The sequence below is a fragment of the Streptomyces telluris genome, from assembly GCF_024519335.1.
In the GTDB taxonomy this organism is placed as follows: Bacteria; Actinomycetota; Actinomycetes; order Streptomycetales; family Streptomycetaceae; genus Streptomyces; species Streptomyces telluris.
The window spans coordinates 12,748-27,889 of record NZ_JANIID010000058.1 but is presented as its reverse complement, the minus strand read 5'-3'; the positions used below and the strand labels follow the sequence as shown (position 1 = coordinate 27,889).

Genomic DNA, 15,142 nt, shown 5'->3' with positions numbered 1-15,142 from the left:
GAGAACACTACACGAGGTTTGGGGGCCTCGTTGCCACCCCCTGGGTGCTCGCCCGGCACTCGCCCGGGCACCCGCCCGGCGCTCCCCCTAGCGCTTGCGGCGGCGCTTCCGCTCTCCCCGCCGCTCGTACCGCGCGACGGCCTCCTCGTACTCCCGGCGGTGGAGCTGCTCGCCGGGGGCTTCCTTGAGGGTGCGGAGGGCGTAGGCGAGCAGGGCGCCGACGAAGCCGATCATCATCAGGCTCTGCATCGACCGCTCGGCGTGGGGGTCGGCGCCGGGATCGGGGCGGCGGCCGAAGCGTTCCCATGTGCGGCGGAAGGACAAGGTGCTGCACACCGCGAACGCGACGACCACCATGGTGTTGACCAGGCCGCCCACCTGGGCGATGGCCAGACCCTCGTAGCCGAAGCGCAGGACCAGTGCGCCCGCCGCGGCGGCGGCCAGTGCGCCGAGGCCCGCGCCGACGCGGCGCAGGGCGTACCCGCCGTCGTGATTCAGCCACGTGGTGCCGAAGAACCTGATCGGTTCCGGCTGAGGTCCTTCCGGCAGCTCTTCGCTCATGTCTCGATTATCCCGGCCGAGGTCAGGAGTCGACGGGAGCCGGCAGGAGCCGTGCCACCGGAAGGATTCAGGAGCAGCGGATGGTCACAAAGCCGTCGCTGCCCGTCTTCACATACGCGTCGGACACGTACTGGCCGGGGGCGATGCTGTCCCAGATGTCGGTGGTGCCGTAGGGGCCGGTGATCGTTTCGCCGCGGGTCTGGCAGCGGATCGCGATGCGGGAGTCCTCCGGGAGGACGCGGACGATCTGGCTGCCGGTGTTCGGGCCGCGGCGTACGTTGACCTGCTCGCCCGGGGCGACCGGGTAGTAAACGGTGCCGGCCGCCGAACGGGCGGACAGTGCGTCGGCCCCATCGGTCTCGTTGATCTCGCTGGTGGCCATTTCCGGCCCCTCCCCCGCTTGAGCGTTCACCGTCGATCAATGACGTGTTGATCGATGCTGTGTAGATCAAAGACATGCAATGTCATGTGCAGTGCAGGCTAGCAAGGCGCGGCACGGCTTCCCGGGATTGCCGGATGTCATCGATTAGGCTCCCGAAGCCGCGCACTTCGCGGCCGACAGACAACGGGGGTGGGGGAATGCCGCCGCTGCGCAGTGCCGGGACGGGCCCGGAAGCGGAGGATCCGGAATTCGCCGGCCGGTACCGGCTGGAAGGGCGTCTCGGCTCCGGCGGCATGGGGGTCGTGCACCTGGCCCGCTCCGCCTCCGGAATGCGCCTCGCGGTCAAGGTGGTGCACGCCGAATACGCGGAGGACCCCGAGTTCAGGGCGCGGTTCCGGCAGGAGGTCGCGGCCGCCCGGCGCGTCAGCGGCGCGTTCACCGCGCCGCTCGTGGACGCCGACCCCGACGGTGACCGGCCCTGGATGGCCACCCTCTACATCCCCGGCCCCACCCTCTCCGAGCGCGTGAAGCGGAACGGGCCTCTCAGCCCGGCGGAGGTACGGCGTCTGGCGGCCGGGCTGGCCGAGGCGCTGCGGGACATCCACCGGGCCGGCGTCGTGCACCGGGACCTCAAGCCGAGCAACGTGCTGCTCGCCGAGGACGGGCCCAAGGTCATCGACTTCGGCATCTCCCGCCCCTACGACAGCGAGCTGCGGACCGAGACGGGGAAGCTGATCGGTACGCCGCCGTTCATGGCGCCCGAGCAGTTCCAGCGACCGCGCGAGGTGGGGCCCGCGGCGGACGTGTTCGCGCTGGCCTCGCTGCTCGTGCACGCCGCGACCGGGCGGGGACCGTTCGAATCGGAGAGCCCGTACATCGTCGCGTACCAGGTGGTGCACACCGAGCCGGACCTGACGGGGGTGCCGGCCGATCTCGTACCGCTGATCCAGGACTGCCTGGCGAAGGAGCCGGAGCAGCGGCCGACGCCGGACGAGATCATGGCCCGGCTGCCGCGGGTTCCTCAGTACGGGGGACGTCTCGTCGAGGCGTCCGTGCCGGACGCGTCCGTACCGACGCATGTCCGGGTCCCCCATGCCCGTGAGGACTCCCCGTCCTCCCCGTCGACTCCATCTATTCCGTCTACTCCGTCCACTCCCCTTACTCCTGCAGTTCCCGCTCCCCGGGCCTCTCGTCTCCCCCGGCGGCGGCGTCTGCCGTGGCTCGTCGCCGCCGGTGTCGCGACGGCCGCGCTCGTCGTCGGCGGGACGTGGGCGCTGAGCCGCGGCGGCGACGCGGACCGGCCGCTGAAGACGCGGCCCACCGTTGCCTCGGCGGACCGGCAGCCGTGGGAGACGTCCGTGCCGGAGGGCGCGGCGGGGGACGGAACGGTGCGGGCGGGGTCCTGTGTGTACGGAAGGGACGCGCTGTACTGCTCCGCGCGGGGCGTGCAGGCGGCTCGTATCGACGCCGCCGACGGCAAGGTCGCCTGGCGGAGGAGCGCCGGCGACGGCTCCGGGCCCTCCTCCACCACTCCCGTGGTCTCCGGCGGTCTCGTCCACGTCCTGTCGGGGGACGGCGGGCGGCTGACGGCGCTGGACCCGGCGACCGGTGAGCCGCGCTGGACGCGGGACGTGGCCGCGTACCGCGGCCGGGTGTACCACGCGGGCGACACCGTGCTGCTGGTCGCCGCCGACGGCACGGTGGCGGCCGTCGACGGCGGTACGAACAAGGAGCGCTGGCGGCACGGGCTGGGGCTGCCGGAGCGGTCCAAGCCGGTCTTCTCGTTCTACGGCCGGGGGCCGGTGTACGCCGTGGCGCCGGCCGGTCAGGGCCGCCACCGCACGCGGATCCTCGCGGTCGACCCGGCGCGGGGGACGACGCTGTGGGAGCGGACGGCCGACGGCGATCTGACCGCGGTGGGGGCGGGGGCCGGGGCGGACGGTGCGCTGTTGCTGACGGCTCCCGACAAGGACAACCGGGTGGCGGCCGTCGTCCGTTACGAGCCGGGCGCGCGGCGCGAGACGCGCGTGCCGCTCGCCACGCCGCTCAACGTCGCGAGCGCGGTCGCCGCGGGCCGGGGCGATGCGGTGTATCTGCTGTCCACGGACGGCGGGCTGACGGCGGTGGGGACGGCCGAGCGCAGGGGGCAGCTGTGGCGGCTGGACACGTCCGTGGCCAATGCGTCCGCGCTGGTCGCCGCCGAGGGTGACCGGGTGTACTTCTCGGCGGCGGACGGGCGGCTGCTGGCCGTCGGCACGGCCAAGGGGACGCTGCTCGGGCAGACGTCCCCCCGCTTGACCCGGGCCGGGCGCGGCTACCTCGACCTGCTGCCGGCGCCGGTCGCGGCGGACGGCCGGGTCTTCGGCGCCGCGCCGGACGGGACGGTGTTCGCGGTCAGCGCCCGGGATCCGGCGCGCTGGCGCTGACCTCTGAGCTGAACTGCTGTGCTGAACTGCGCTGACCTCTACGTTGCCCCCTGCGCCCCCGGCGACGCCCCCTGCGACGCGCCTGCGGGAGGAACCCGGTCTGAGGCCCCGTCAGTCAGCCTTCCAGAAGGCTGACGTCCCGCACCGCGCCCCGGTCCGCGCTCGTGGCCATCGCCGCGTACGCCCGCAGCGCCGCCGAGACCTTGCGTTCGCGGTTCTTCGGGGCGTACGTGCCGCCGAGGGCCTCGCGGCGGGCGGTGAGCTCGGGCTCGTCGACGAGGAGTTCGATCGAGCGGTTCGGGATGTCGATGCGGATGCGGTCGCCGTCCTGCACCAGGGCGATCGTGCCGCCCGAGGCCGCCTCCGGCGAGGCGTGGCCGATCGACAGGCCCGACGTGCCGCCGGAGAAGCGGCCGTCGGTGACGAGCGCGCAGGCCTTGCCGAGGCCGCGGCCCTTCAGGAAGGACGTGGGGTAGAGCATCTCCTGCATGCCGGGGCCGCCGCGCGGGCCCTCGTAGCGGATGACGACGACGTCGCCCTCCTTCACCGACTTGGTCAGGATCTTGTCGACCGCCTCCTCCTGCGATTCGCAGACGACGGCCGGGCCCTCGAAGGTCCAGATCGACTCGTCGACGCCGGCGGTCTTCACCACGCAGCCGTCGACGGCGAGGTTGCCCTTCAGCACCGCCAGGCCGCCGTCCTTGGAGTAGGCGTGGGCGGCGTCGCGGATGCAGCCGCCCGCGGCGTCCACGTCGAGGGACTCCCAGCGCTCGGACTGGGAGAAGGCGGTGGCGGAGCGGACGCAGCCGGGGGCGGCGTGCCACAGCTCGACGGCCTCGGGGGTGGGCGAGCCGCCGCGCACGTCCCACGCCTCCAGCCATTCCTTGATGCCGGGCGAGTGGACGGTGTGCACGTCCTCGTTGAGGAGGCCGGCGCGGTAGAGCTCGCCGAGGATGGCGGGGATGCCGCCGGCGCGGTGCACGTCCTCCATGTAGTACGTGCCGCCGGGGGCGACGTTCGGGGCGACCTTGGCGAGGCAGGGGACGCGGCGCGAGACGGCGTCGATGTCGCTGAGGTCGTAGTCCAGCCCGGCCTCCTGGGCGGCGGCGAGCAGGTGCAGGATCGTGTTGGTCGAGCCGCCCATGGCGATGTCGAGGGCCATGGCGTTGTCGAAGGCGGCGCGGGTGGCGATGTTGCGCGGGAGGACGGAGTCGTCGCCGTCCTCGTAGTAGCGCTTGGTGATCTCGACGACCGTGCGGGCGGCGTTCTCGTAGAGGGCCTTGCGGGCCGTGTGCGTGGCGAGGACGGAGCCGTTGCCCGGCAGGGAGAGGCCGATGGCCTCGGTGAGGCAGTTCATGGAGTTGGCGGTGAACATGCCGGAACAGGAGCCGCAGGTCGGGCAGGCGTTCTCCTCGATGCGCAGCACGTCCTCGTCGGAGACGTTCTCGTTGACCGCGTCGACGATGGCGTTGATGAGGTCGAGTTTGCGGACCGTGCCGTCGACGAGGGTGGCCTGGCCGGCCTCCATGGGGCCGCCGGAGACGAAGACCACGGGGATGTTGAGGCGCATGGCGGCCATCAGCATGCCGGGGGTGATCTTGTCGCAGTTGGAGATGCAGATCAGGGCGTCGGCGCAGTGGGCCTCGACCATGTACTCGACGGAGTCGGCGATGAGGTCGCGGGAGGGCAGCGAGTAGAGCATGCCGGCGTGGCCCATGGCGATGCCGTCGTCGACGGCGATGGTGTTGAACTCGCGCGGGACCGCGCCCGCGGCCTTGATCGCCTCGGAGACGATCCGGCCGACCGGTGCGAGGTGGGTGTGGCCCGGGACGAACTCGGTGAAGGAGTTGGCCACGGCGATGATCGGCTTGCCGATGTCCTCGCTCGCTACGCCCGAGGCCCGCATGAGGGCGCGGGCGCCCGCCATGTTGCGGCCGTGGGTGACGGTGCGGGACCTCAGCTCGGGCATCCTGCTCCACTCCTCGCAGTGTGTGGCGCCGCGTCGGCGTGTCGACGTGTCGGCGTCTTTCGAGCCTACGCCCGCCCTCCAGGGGGCGGACGGTTTTTCCGCCATGTGAGACGCGCGTCCGCGGTGCAGGCACCGGCGCACGCCGGGGGGCGGGCGCGGTCACCCGCCCCTGCCGGACGCCGTCACTCGCCCCCGGCGTGCGCCGTCACGCGTCCCCGCCGGAGGCCGTCACGCATCCCCTGCCGGACGCCGTCACGCGTCCCCCGCCAGATGCCGCTGCACCGCCGGTGCCACCATCGCGATCACCTGTTCCAGGTCCGCCGACGCCAGCGGCTCGACCTTGATCACGTAGCGCAGCATGGCGACGCCGACGAGGTGGGCCGCGGCCAGCTCCGAGCGCAGCTTCGGGTCGGGGATGTCGAGCTCGCCCGCGATGCGGGTCATCAGCCGGGTGGTGACGAGGTCGCGGAAGACGGCCGCGGCGGTCTCGTTGGCGACGGCCGAGCGGACGATCGCGAGCAGCTGTTCGCGGGTGTCCGGGTTCTCCCACACGCCGAGGATGAAGCGGGTGAGCCGCTCCCCCAGGGCGTCCGGGCCGCCGGCCTGGACGACGTCCGGCGCTTCGAGCGCGGGGGCGAAGTCGGTGGCGATGGCGGCCGCGAAGATCTGTTCCTTGGGGCCGTAGTAGTGGTGGACGAGCGCCGGGTCGACGTCCGCGCCCCTCGCGATGGCGCGGATGGATGCCTTGTCGTAGCCGCGCTCGGCGAATTCGGCGCGGGCGGCGGCGAGGATGCGCTCGCGGGCGCCGGGGCCGCTGCCCGCGTCCGTCCGGGCGGGCCGGCCGCGCCTCCTGGGGGCTGCGGCACCACCACCGGCATCAGCGCCGCTTCCGGCACCGCTTCCGGCTCCGGCCGCGGCCCCGTCCGTGGCCCCGTCCGCGGCCCCGTCCGCCGCTGCCGCGCTCACGGCCGCGGCACGCGGCTGGGCGAGGCCAGGTGCAGCCGGGTGAAGGCGAGGGCCTCGGCAAGGTCGGCCTCGCGCTCGGCCGTGGACATCGCGCGGCGGGTGTTGACCTCGATCACCACGTGGCCGTCGAAGCCTCGGGTCGCGAGGCGCTCCAGCAGCTCGGCGCAGGGCTGCTTGCCGCGGCCCGGCACGAGGTGCTCGTCCTTGGCGGAGCCGTTGCCGTCGGCGAGGTGGACGTGGGCGAGCCGGTCGCCCATCCGGTCGATCATCGCGATGGCGTCCGTCCGGGCGGTGGACGTGTGCGAGAGGTCGACGGTGAAGTGGCGGTAGTCGTCCTTGGTGACGTCCCAGTCGGGCGCGTAGGCGAGCATCTCGCGGTCGCGGTAGCGCCACGGGTACATGTTCTCGACGGCGAAGCGGACGTCGGTCTCGTCGGCCATCCGCCAGACGCCGCGGACGAACTCGCGGGCGTAACCGCGCTGCCAGCGGAAGGGCGGGTGCACGACGACGGTGCTCGCGCCGAGCTTCTCGGCGGCCGCCCGGGCGCGCTGGAGCTTCACCCACGGGTCGGTCGACCAGACGCGCTGGGTGATCAGCAGGCAGGGTGCGTGCACGGCCAGGATCGGCACCTGGTGGTAGTCCGAGAGGCGGCGGAGCGCCTCGATGTCCTGGCTGACCGGGTCGGTCCAGACCATGACCTCGACACCGTCGTAGCCCAGGCGTGCGGCGATCTCGAAGGCCGTCGCCGTCGACTCGGGATAGACCGAGGCCGTGGACAGCGCGACCTTCGCATCCGGGATGCGCACCACTGGCTCTGTCACGAGGGACAGCGTACGACCGCCTCTCGTACGGCGTGCGGGTACCTCCGATGTGGCGGGGCGGCACTCCCCCGATGCGACGGGTCGGCTCCCGCCTGTGCGACGGGCTGGCTCTCCCTTGTGCGACGGGCCGGTGCGCCGTCACCTCTCCGCCGGTCCTGCATCGGTTCTCCGCCGGTTCTCCGTCAGTTCTCCCCCGGCGTCGGCAGGTGGTCCAGCCTGCGCAGGATGACGCCCTCCCGCAGCGCCCACGGGCAGATTTCCAGCTCGTCCACCCCGAAGAGGTCCATCGCGCCCTCGGCGACCAGCGCGCCGGCCAGCAGCTGGTTCGCCCGGCCCTCCGACACGCCGGGCAGCTGGGCGCGCTGGGCGGTGGTCATGGTGGCGAGCCGGGGGACCCAGTCCTCCAGGGCGCGGCGGCTGAGGGCGCGCTGGACGTAGAGGCCGTCGGTGGAGCGGGCGGCGCCGGCGATGCGGGCGAGCTGTTTGAAGGTCTTGGAGGTGGCGACGACGCGGTCGGGCGGGCCGAGGCGCACGAAGTCGCCGACGATGCGGGCGATCTGGGCCCGGACGTGGCGGCGCAGGGCCCGGACGTCCGTGGGGTCGGACGGGTCGCCGGGCAGCCAGGCGGTGGTGAGGCGGCCGGCGCCGAGGGGGAGGGAGGCGGCGGCGTCCGGCTCCTCGTCCAGGCCGAGGGCGATCTCCAGGGAGCCGCCGCCGATGTCGAGCACCAGAAGCTTTCCGGCCGACCAGCCGAACCAGCGGCGGGCGGCCAGGAAGGTCAGGCGCGCCTCCTCCTCGCCGGTCAGGACCGGCAGCGTGAGGCCGGTCTCCTGCTGTACGCGGGCCAGGAGCGCGTCGGCGTTGGCGGCCTCGCGGACCGCGGAGGTGGCGAAGGGCAGGACGTCCTCGCAGCCCTTGTCCTCGGCGGCCTGCAGGGCGTCCTGGAGGACGGCGACGAGCCTGTCTATGCCCTTGTCGCTGATCGCCCCGTCCTGGTCGATGAGCTGGGCGAGGCGCAGCTCGGCCTTGTGGGAGTGGGCGGGCAGCGGGCGGGCGCCCGGGTGCGCGTCCACCACGAGCAGATGGACCGTATTCGAACCCACATCGAGGACACCGAGTCTCATGGCCTGAACGCTACTGCGGGGGCCGGGGGCGCATAGTCTTGTGGGGTGGCAAAGACGAAGAAGGCCAAGCAGGGCAAGCAGGGCAAAAAGCGCGACCGCTCCGCCGCGGCCTCCAGCACCTCCCCCAGCACCCCGGTGACCTCGGCGAACCCGAAGAACCCGGCGTCCCCGGCGAAGGGGCCGGAGGTCTCCGACGAGGTCGGGCTCGACTTCGCCCGCGCCTGGGTCGAGTTCCCGGACCCCGCCGACGACGAACAGGTCTTCCGCTGCGACCTGACGTGGCTGACCTCGCGCTGGACGTGCATCTTCGGCAGCGGCTGCCAGGGCATCCAGGCCGGCCGCGCCGACGACGGCTGCTGCACGCTGGGCGCGCACTTCTCCGACGAGGACGACGAGCAGCGCGTCGCCGGGCACGTGGCGCGGCTCACGCCCGAGATCTGGCAGTTCCACGACGTGGGCACGGACTCCGGCTGGACCCAGCTCGACGAGGACGGCGACCGCCAGACGCGCCGCTGGAAGGGCTCGTGCATCTTCCAGAACCGGCCGGGCTTCGCCGGCGGCGCGGGGTGCTCCCTGCACATCCTGGCCCTGAAGGAGGGCCGCGAGCCGCTCGAGACCAAACCGGACGTGTGCTGGCAGCTGCCGGTGCGGCGGACGTACGACTGGATCGACCGGCCGGACGACACGCGCGTCCTGCAGATCTCCATCGGGGAGTACGACCGCCGCGGCTGGGGCCCCGGCGGCCACGACCTGCACTGGTGGTGCACCTCGGCGACGTCGGCGCACGGCGCGGGCGACCCGGTGTACGTGACGTACCGCCCGGAGCTCACGGAAATGATGGGCAAGGAGGCCTACGAGCGGCTGGTCGAGCTCTGCGAGGAGCGGCTGGCCGCGCTGCTGCCGATGGCACCGCATCCGGCGGACGCCCGCCCGTAGCGGGGTCGCCCGGCGGCGGGCTGCCGCCACGACGTCCGGCCGGCGGCGGGCCTCCGGCCACGGGGCCTGCCGGCTTGTCCGGCACCGCCGGGCCGCGGCGTCGTGGTCGCGCGCCGCTGCGGCGGCTTCAAGGGTGCGGGCACCCTTGGATACGCGGGCAGGGCGGGTGCGCGCCCATGCCGGTCCGGCAATCCATCTCCGCCGCAACGGCGCCCGGCCACGACGTTGCAGTCCGGCGGTGCCGAACCGGCCCCGGGTTTCTGCGGAGGGCGCGGGCCCCTCACGGCGGTGTCGCCGCCCCCGGCGACGCGGGGGGCGTCCCCGCCGGTGTCGCCGGAGGCTGGGTCGCCGCGGGGGACGAGACCACCGGGCGGCCCCGGCCCTCGATCGTGACCGTCGTGCCGCCCGGCGCGACGATCACCCGCGCGCGCCACGGCCCCACCGGCTCCCGCTCGCCGTCGACTTCGATCACTACGGTCACGGTCTGCCCGGGCTGCAGCACGCCGCCCGGCCGGCTCAGCCGCAGCCACGGCGCGTCGGCCGTCATCGACCAGACCACCGCCTGCCCGCCGCTCGCCGTCAGCGTGACGACCGTGGCGGTGCCGCTGGGCTGCGCCGCGACGGTCAGCCGGCCGGGGCCGGGCGCCCGGGCGGCGGGCGGCGCGGCCGACGGGGCGGCGTCCCCCGCGGGGGAGGGCGGGGCGGCGCCGGGCCGCGGGGGCGGTACGGGTCTGCCGTCCGGCCCGATGACCGCCACCGAGACCCCGGTGACCACACGCCCGGGCGTGGCCCCCGTGCCGGCGGGGCGCGGGGCGGGCCCCGGCCCCCGGTAGGGGCGCTCGCTGACGGCGCCGGTCTCCTTCGAGGAGACGGCCGCGGGGTCCGGGCGCGTCTCCCCCGTCTCCGGCGCGCCGCGCCACGCGGCCCACAGGGCGAGGACGGGCGCGGCGATGACGGTGGCGACGACGGTCGTGGTGACGGCCCGGCTGCGCAGGCGGCTGCGGCGCGCCGTGCGGTCCTTGGGGTCGACGGGGTAGCCGCGCCGGTCGAAGCGGGGGGCGGGGGGCGCCTGGGCGCCGCGCTGCCGGCCCACGCTCACGGCGGACAGCATGGCGGCGTGGGCGGCGGCCCGGGGCGCCATGAGGAGGGGCAGGGGGGCCGAGGAGGCGGCCGTGCCGGGCCAGGGCTCGCCGGCGGTGGACCGCTCGGCGGCGCGGCGGCAGTCGGCGCAGTCGTCGACGTGCCGTACGAGCTCGCGCCGCAGGGCCGCGCCCAGCAGCACCTGGGTGTCGCCCGCGAAGCGGGCGACGACGGGGCAGCGGCCGGATTCCACGACCGCCAGCGCCGTGCGGGTGCGCTCGACCTCGCAGGCCGCGGAGGACATCAGGGCGCGCGCGGCGTCGGTCTCCAGGCCGAGGACGGCGGCGACCTCGGGGGCGGTCAGGCCGTGCCGGACGGCCAGTTCGAGCGCTTCGCGCTGCGCGGCGGTGGTCCCGGCGGCCTCGGGCCAGGCGAGCAGCGCGAGCTCGGCCCGGCGGTAGGAGTCCGGCGGGGCGGGCGGCTCGGAGGCCGGGGCGTCCGGGTTCTCCGGGGCGACGAGCCGGCGCAGGCAGGCCCAGCGGGCGAGCGCGTAGAGCCAGGAGCGGCGCAGTTCCTCGTCGGCGGGGGCGCGCTCGGACCGCTTCTCGGCGAGGGCGAGGGCTTCGCCGAGGGCTGCGGTCGCGGCGTCGTGCTCGCACAGCACCGACAGGCAGTAGGTGAAGAGCCCGTCGAGGTGGGCGTCGTACCGGTGGGGCGGCTGCTGGGCGAGGGTGTCGTGCGGGCCGGACGGCACGGCGGGAATGCGGGCCGTCTCGGCCGTCCCGTCCGTCTCGGCGGCGGACGCCACGGCCCCGTGGCCGGGCTGCTCCTCGTACGCCGGCTGCTCCTCGTACGCCGGCTGCTCCTCGTACGCCGGCTGTGCGTGCTGATTGTCCCGAGGCGGGCGGGCCTCGCGCGGCGCACCGCGGTGTGCGCGGTGCGCGCCGGTGGCATGCGGTCGGTGCTCTGGCCTCCTGGTCATCATCCCGGCGACGGTAGGCGGGTGACGGGCCGTTGCTGCCACTGCCGACGCAGGTTTAACCCGTTCGGGTGACGTTCTCCCACAAAATAGGGACACGGCTGCGCTGTCTCCCCTGTGTTTGCGGGGGAAGCCCTGCCGGACCGCAGAAACAGGCGGCTCCGCGGTTCTGGTAATGGACGGAGCCCTGCGCGCCCCGTGCCGGACGGGGGCTCCGCGATGTCAGTGGCCCCCGCTACGGTGGCTCGCATGGCTGCCCGCACTTCTCGCTCGTCCGCCAAGGACCGGCCCTCCTACCGCTGCACCGAGTGCGGCTGGACCACCGTCAAGTGGCTCGGCCGCTGCCCCGAGTGCCAGGCGTGGGGCACGGTCGAGGAGTACGGCGCGCCCGCCGTGCGGACGACGGCGCCCGGCCGCGTCTCCTCGGCCGCGCTGCCCATCGGCCAGGTCGACGGCCGGCAGGCCACGGCGCGCAGCACGGGTGTGGACGAGCTGGACCGCGTCCTGGGCGGCGGGCTCGTCCCGGGTGCGGTGGTGCTGATCGCGGGCGAGCCGGGCGTCGGCAAGTCCACGCTCCTGCTGGACGTGGCGGCGAAGGCCGCGTCCGAGGAGCACCGCACGCTCTATGTGACGGGCGAGGAGTCCGCGAGCCAGGTGCGCATGCGCGCGGACCGCATCGGCGCGATCGACGACCACCTCTATCTGGCGGCCGAGACGGATCTGGCCGCGGTGCTGGGCCACCTCGACTCCGTCAAGCCGTCCCTGCTGATCCTGGACTCGGTGCAGACGGTGGCCTCGCCGGAGATCGACGGCGCCCCGGGCGGCATGGCGCAGGTGCGCGAGGTGGCGGGCGCGCTGATCCGGGCGTCCAAGGAGCGGGGCATGGCCACGCTGCTGGTCGGTCACGTCACCAAGGACGGCGCGATCGCGGGCCCGCGCCTGCTGGAGCACCTGGTCGACGTGGTCCTGAGCTTCGAGGGCGACCGGCACGCGCGGCTGCGCCTGGTGCGCGGCGTGAAGAACCGCTACGGGGCGACGGACGAGGTCGGCTGCTTCGAGCTGCACGACGAGGGCATCACCGGTCTGGCCGATCCGAGCGGCCTGTTCCTCACCCGCCGTGACGAGCCCGTCCCGGGCACCTGCCTGACGGTCACGCTGGAGGGGCGCCGCCCGCTGGTGGCCGAGGTGCAGGCGCTGACGGTCGATTCGCAGATCCCCTCGCCCCGCCGCACCACCTCGGGCCTGGAGACCTCGCGGGTGTCGATGATGCTGGCGGTGCTGGAGCAGCGGGGCCGGATCAGCGCGCTGGGCAAGCGGGACATCTACAGCGCCACGGTGGGCGGCGTGAAGCTGTCCGAGCCGGCGGCGGACCTGGCCGTGGCGCTGGCCCTGGCGAGCGCCGCGAGCGACACCCCGCTGCCGAAGAACCTGGTGGCGATCGGTGAGGTGGGCCTGGCCGGGGAGGTCCGCCGGGTCACCGGAGTGCAGCGCCGGCTGGCGGAGGCGGCCCGGCTCGGCTTCACCCACGCGCTGGTCCCGGGCGACCCCGGGAAGGTGCCCGCGGGCATGCACGTGGTGGAGGTGGCGGACATAGGCGAGGCGCTTCGAGTGCTGCCCAAGCGGGTACCCCGGGAGAACCGGCGCAGAGCCGGGTCGGACGACCGAGCCGGGGAGAGCCCTGTCCAAGCGGGTGGGGGCCCTCTTTAATTAGGCTGGACGAATAGGCTGGACACCCGCATACGCCAGTAGACTTTGCCCTGGTCTCGCCCGTACGTACGGATAGCAGGGCGGCCTGCGGCACCGTTGACCTTGCGACCGGAGGAGTGCAGTGGCAGCCAACGACCGGGCATCGGGCCCCGGCAAGGCCGGGGGTTCCTCCGGTGCCGACGGTCTGATGCGCGCCTCGCTGAGCGCCGTCGCGCCCGGCACGGCCTTGCGCGACGGCCTCGAACGCATCCTCCGCGGCAATACGGGCGGCCTCATCGTCCTGGGCATGGACAAGACGGTGGAGTCCATGTGCACGGGCGGTTTCGTCCTGGACGTGGAGTTCACCGCCACCCGCCTGCGCGAGCTCTGCAAGCTGGACGGCGCCCTGATCCTCGACAAGGACATCACGAAGATCGTGCGGGCGGGCGTGCAGCTCCTGCCGGACGCGTCGATCCCCACCGAGGAGACGGGCACCCGGCACCGCACGGCGCAGCGCGTCTCCATCCAGTGCGGCTTCCCCGTGGTCTCCGTCAGCCAGTCGATGCGTCTGATCGCGCTGTACGTGGGCGGCGAGCGGCGCGTGCTGGAGGAGTCCGGGGCGATCCTCTCCCGGGCCAACCAGGCCCTGGCCACCCTGGAGCGCTACAAGCTCCGGCTGGACGAGGTCGCCGGCACCCTCTCCGCCCTGGAGATCGAGGACCTGGTCACCGTCCGCGACGTGACGGCGGTCTGCCAGCGCCTGGAGCTGGTGCGCCGCATCGCCACGGAGATCGCGGAGTACGTGGTGGAGCTGGGCACCGACGGCCGCCTGCTCTCCCTGCAGCTGGACGAGCTGATCGCGGGCGTCGAGCCCGAGCGCGACCTGGTCGTGCGGGACTATGTCCCGGAGCCGACCGCCAAGCGCACCCGCACCGTCCCCGAGGCCCTGTCCGAGCTGGACTCCCTCACCCACCCCGAGCTGCTGGAACTGCCCATCGTGGCGCGCGCCCTGGGCTACAGCGGCTCTCCGGAGACGCTGGACTCGGCGGTCTCGCCGCGCGGCTACCGGCTGCTGGCGAAGGTGCCGCGCCTGCCGGGCGCGATCATAGAGCGGCTGGTCGACCACTTCGGCGGGCTGCAGAAGCTCCTGGCCGCCAGCGTGGACGACCTGCAGACGGTCGACGGCGTCGGCGAGGCCCGCGCCCGCTCGGTCCGCGAGGGGCTGTCGCGGCTGGCGGAGTCCTCGATCCTCGAACGCTACGTCTGAGCCCCCGCGTCTCGAACGGCCGGGCGGCGCGACCGCACGCCCGGTCGTCAACCCTTTCCGTCAGGCCCTCTCCAGGGTGAACTCCACCTTTTCGGTGACACCCGCGATCCTGACCTCGGCCCGGTACTTGCCGGCGCCCGCGGCCCCCTCGCCGGAAGGCGTCGCACAGCGCGGGGCACTGCGCTTGCGGTCCCATTCCACCGTGCGCTTCGTCTCGCCCGAACCGGGGAGCTCGACCAGCACCGCGCCCGTGGCCCGGGGGCAGTCGTCGGAGGCCCACACGTGGTCGTCGGCGTCGATATGGGCAATCTTCAGAATGGCGGCGCCGGAACCGAAGTTCACCTTGCAGGCACTTCCGCCGGAGTTCTTCACGACGATCTCGAACTTCGGCTTCTCGTCGGGCCCGTAGGAGTCCTTCACGCTGCGGATCGCGAGCCGCACCGAGCCGGGCCCGCAGTCGGGCAGGGACGAGCCGGCCGGAACGGCCTTGCCGTCGCCGGTGCCGAGGGCGCCGCTGCCGCCGCCCGTGCCCGTCGTCCCGCCGCCGCCCGTACCGGAACCGCCGGTCCCCGCGGCGCCGCCGCCGGAGCCGCCGTCACCGGCACCGCCGCCCGTGCCGCCGCTGCCCGACTCGCCGCGCCCGCCCGGGCGTTGGCTGAAGTGCGGGCCGGAGGGCACCGGTCCGGGGGTGATGGTGGTGTTGTCGGCCGGGTTCTTCCCGTCCGAGCCCTTGCTCTGGTCATCACCTGAGCCTCCGTCACCCCCGAGGGTGACGAACCAGAGCCCGACGAGAACGAGAAGGCCGAGCAGGCCAAGCGCAACTGCCCTCCGCCGCCAATAGATGGAGGAGGGAAGCGGCCCGATCGGATTGCGCAGAGATCCCACGCGAAGACTCTACGAGACATCGGCGGGGGCACCGGCCCATACCCGCCGGGCGAGTGCCCG

12 protein-coding genes are annotated in these 15,142 nt (G+C 74.0%); 4 read left to right on the top strand and 8 right to left on the bottom strand.

Annotation, left to right across the window (positions count from 1 at the left end; genetic code table 11):
- Positions 1–87: 87 nt before the first annotated feature.
- Both NQU55_RS34820 and NQU55_RS34815 read right to left on the bottom strand, forming a co-directional pair.
- Entirely contained in the window at positions 88–561 is a 474-nt protein-coding gene (locus tag NQU55_RS34820) for a hypothetical protein (protein WP_168096801.1), read from the bottom strand.
- A 67-nt stretch (positions 562–628) separates the two neighbouring features.
- Positions 629–943, bottom strand: coding sequence for an SH3 domain-containing protein (locus NQU55_RS34815; RefSeq protein ID WP_168096800.1), 315 nt, complete (start codon positions 941–943; stop codon positions 629–631).
- 197 nt (positions 944–1,140) lie between these two features.
- Here NQU55_RS34815 and NQU55_RS34810 point away from each other — a divergent pair, with 197 nt between their 5' ends.
- Entirely contained in the window at positions 1,141–3,369 is a 2,229-nt protein-coding gene (locus NQU55_RS34810; RefSeq protein WP_256791778.1) for a protein kinase domain-containing protein, read from the top strand.
- Between the two features lie 115 nt (positions 3,370–3,484).
- Here NQU55_RS34810 and ilvD read toward each other — a convergent pair whose 3' ends face one another.
- From ilvD to NQU55_RS34790, 4 genes are all read right to left on the bottom strand, one after another.
- Positions 3,485–5,338, bottom strand: a complete 1,854-nt coding sequence (gene ilvD, locus NQU55_RS34805; protein ID WP_168095908.1) for a dihydroxy-acid dehydratase — start codon at positions 5,336–5,338, stop codon at positions 3,485–3,487.
- A gap of 252 nt (positions 5,339–5,590) precedes the next feature.
- Complete coding sequence (locus NQU55_RS34800; RefSeq protein ID WP_168095907.1) at positions 5,591–6,304, bottom strand: TetR/AcrR family transcriptional regulator; 714 nt, start codon at positions 6,302–6,304, stop codon at positions 5,591–5,593.
- A complete protein-coding gene (locus NQU55_RS34795; protein WP_256791776.1) occupies positions 6,301–7,125 on the bottom strand; it encodes a sugar phosphate isomerase/epimerase family protein in 825 nt (274 codons plus the stop codon). Before NQU55_RS34795 ends, NQU55_RS34800 begins: the two co-directional genes overlap by 4 nt.
- 182 nt (positions 7,126–7,307) lie before the next feature.
- Positions 7,308–8,249: a Ppx/GppA family phosphatase gene (locus NQU55_RS34790; protein WP_256791775.1), complete on the bottom strand. Its 942-nt coding sequence runs from the start codon at positions 8,247–8,249 to the stop codon at positions 7,308–7,310.
- Between the two features lie 135 nt (positions 8,250–8,384).
- Here NQU55_RS34790 and NQU55_RS34785 point away from each other — a divergent pair, with 135 nt between their 5' ends.
- Entirely contained in the window at positions 8,385–9,185 is an 801-nt protein-coding gene (locus NQU55_RS34785) for a DUF3109 family protein (RefSeq protein ID WP_372504870.1), read from the top strand.
- 280 nt (positions 9,186–9,465) lie between these two features.
- On the opposite strand, the gene NQU55_RS34780 is transcribed toward NQU55_RS34785, so the two are convergent.
- Positions 9,466–11,250, bottom strand: coding sequence for a BACON domain-containing protein (locus NQU55_RS34780; protein WP_168094899.1), 1,785 nt, complete (start codon positions 11,248–11,250; stop codon positions 9,466–9,468).
- A gap of 243 nt (positions 11,251–11,493) precedes the next feature.
- Between NQU55_RS34780 and radA the strand changes: the two genes are divergently transcribed.
- Together radA and disA are read left to right on the top strand one after the other, a co-directional pair.
- Positions 11,494–12,951: a DNA repair protein RadA gene (gene radA / locus NQU55_RS34775; RefSeq protein ID WP_168094900.1), complete on the top strand. Its 1,458-nt coding sequence runs from the start codon at positions 11,494–11,496 to the stop codon at positions 12,949–12,951.
- Positions 12,952–13,072: 121 nt separating this feature from the next.
- Positions 13,073–14,197, top strand: coding sequence for a DNA integrity scanning diadenylate cyclase DisA (gene disA / locus NQU55_RS34770; protein WP_168094901.1), 1,125 nt, complete (start codon positions 13,073–13,075; stop codon positions 14,195–14,197).
- Positions 14,198–14,257: 60 nt separating this feature from the next.
- Here disA and NQU55_RS34765 read toward each other — a convergent pair whose 3' ends face one another.
- Positions 14,258–15,082 carry a hypothetical protein gene (locus tag NQU55_RS34765; protein ID WP_168094902.1) on the bottom strand — a complete coding sequence of 275 codons (825 nt, stop codon included), beginning with the start codon at positions 15,080–15,082 and terminating at the stop codon, positions 14,258–14,260.
- Positions 15,083–15,142 lie beyond the last annotated feature (60 nt).